The sequence below is a fragment of the Sphingomonas sp. genome (assembly GCF_051962185.1).
GTDB lineage: Bacteria > Pseudomonadota > Alphaproteobacteria > Sphingomonadales > Sphingomonadaceae > Sphingomonas.
This window is the reverse complement of record NZ_JBQCCN010000056.1, coordinates 1-2,012: the sequence shown is the minus strand read 5'-3', so window position 1 is coordinate 2,012 and position 2,012 is coordinate 1. Positions and strand designations below refer to the sequence as shown.

The 2,012-nt window shown below is 66.7% G+C and carries 2 protein-coding genes; both read left to right on the top strand.

What is annotated here, in order from left to right:
* On the top strand, positions 1 to 444 hold a 444-nt coding region (locus ACTHJR_RS03655; RefSeq protein ID WP_440521752.1), incomplete at its 5' end, for an ATP-binding cassette domain-containing protein.
* A gap of 210 nt (positions 445 to 654) precedes the next feature.
* Positions 655 to 1,818: a saccharopine dehydrogenase family protein gene (locus ACTHJR_RS03650; protein WP_440521751.1), complete on the top strand. Its 1,164-nt coding sequence runs from the start codon at positions 655 to 657 to the stop codon at positions 1,816 to 1,818.
* The last annotated feature ends 194 nt before the right edge of the window (positions 1,819 to 2,012 follow it).

Sequence of the window (2,012 nt, the reverse complement as noted above, 5' to 3'; positions counted from 1 at the left end):
ATGCGCTATGGCGAATGGGATGCGAGCGACGACGCGATCTGGGCGGCGGCGGAAGCGGCCAATGCCGCCGAATTCCTGCGCAAGCTGCCCGACGGGCTCGACACGTTCCTCGGTGAAGGCGGCGCACGGCTGTCCGGCGGCCAGCGCCAGCGCGTCGCGATCGCCCGCGCATTGTTGCGCGACGCCCCGATCCTGCTGCTCGACGAGGCGACCAGCGCGCTGGACGCCGAAAGCGAACGGCTGGTGCAGCAGGCGCTCGAGCGGCTGATGGAAGGACGCACCACGCTCGTCATCGCCCATCGTCTCGCCACCGTGCGCGCGGCGGGGCGGATCATCGTGATGGATGAGGGCCGGATCGTCGAGGAAGGGACGCACGCCACCCTCAATGCCGGGGGCGGGTTGTACGCCCGGCTGGCGGCGCTGCAATTCAGCGAGGCGGCGTAGCGATTAAGTTTCCTCTCCCCTTGCGGGAGAGGGATACGGAGACTTAGGCTCGTCAGAGCCTTAGTCGGAGTTGGGAGAGGGGTGGCGGTCGCGAAGCGACCGCGCGGAGCGAAGCTCCGCATCACCCTCTCCAAGCTACGCTAGGCAGCAAGCTGCCAAGCTTCGCTATCCTCTCCCGTCAAGGGAGAGGATGAGCAGGGAGATATGACCATGGCCCGCGAGTTCGACGTTATCGTCTATGGTGCGACCGGTTTCACCGGCCGCCTCGTTGCCGAATATCTCGCCGAGACCTACCCGACCGGGGTAAAATGGGCGATGGCGGGCCGCTCGCTGTCCAAGCTCCAGGAAGTGCGCGACCTGATCGGCGCGCCCGCCGATATCATGCTGATCGCCGCCAATTCGGACGACCCGGCCAGCCTGAAGGCGATGTGCGAGCGCGCTACCGTCGTCATCACCACGGTCGGGCCCTATCAGCTCTACGGCAGCGACCTCGTCGCCGCCTGCGCCGAGACCGGCACCGCTTATGTCGATCTCTGCGGCGAGCCCGCGTGGATGCGCCAGATGATCGACGCGCACCAGGATACCGCCAAGCGGAGCGGGGCGCGGATCGTGTTCTCCTGTGGGTTCGACTCGATCCCGTTCGACCTCGGCGTGTTGACCTTGCAGCAATGCGCGATCGCCAAGCACGGCAAGCCCGCGCCGCGCGTCAAGGGACGTGTCCGGGTGATGAAGGGCGGCTTTTCGGGCGGCACCGCGGCCAGCCTGAAGGCCACGCTGGCGGCCGCCGCGCGCGACCCGAGGATTGTCGCCTTGCTAACCAACCCCTTCGCGCTGACTCCGGGCTTTTCCGGCCCGCACCAGCCGACCGGCCTGCTGCCCGAATATGACCGCGCGGTCGGTGCCTGGGTGGCGCCGTTCATCATGGCGCCGATCAACACCAAGAACGTCCACCGAACCAATTTCCTGCTGGCCGAGAAATACGGCGCCGATTTCGTCTATGACGAGATGATGGTCGCCGGGCTGGGCGATCTCGGCAAGGCGGCGGCGGAAGCGATCGCCAAGGTCAATCCGCTGGCCGGCGACAAGGGGCCCAAGCCGGGCGAAGGCCCGTCCAAGGAAGAGCGCGACAGCGGCCATTACGACATCCTGTTCATCGGCGAATTCCCCGATGGCGAAGCCCGGGTCGAATGCGTCGTCACCGGCGACCGCGATCCCGGCTATGGATCGACCAGCAAGATGATCGCGGAAGCGGCTTTGTGCCTGGTCCAAGACGTGCAGGGCGACGGCGGGATCTGGACGCCAGGGGCACTGATGGGCGACTCGCTGCGCGACCGGCTGACGGCGAAGGCCGGCCTCACCTTCCGCAGCGGCTGAAGGCAAACGCAATCGACATTCAAATAATTTTCCCCCGCCAGGGGGGAGGATTATGATGGCCGACATGCCAGCTCAGATGTCGATGCAGCTAGAGTCGTTTTCAGCTTCGCTGAATCGGTGCCGGCCCGCTCCCCCACCCGGCCGCCCATAGAATACCTTGTTGGGCGGCCGGGTGGGGGAGCGGGCCGGCACCG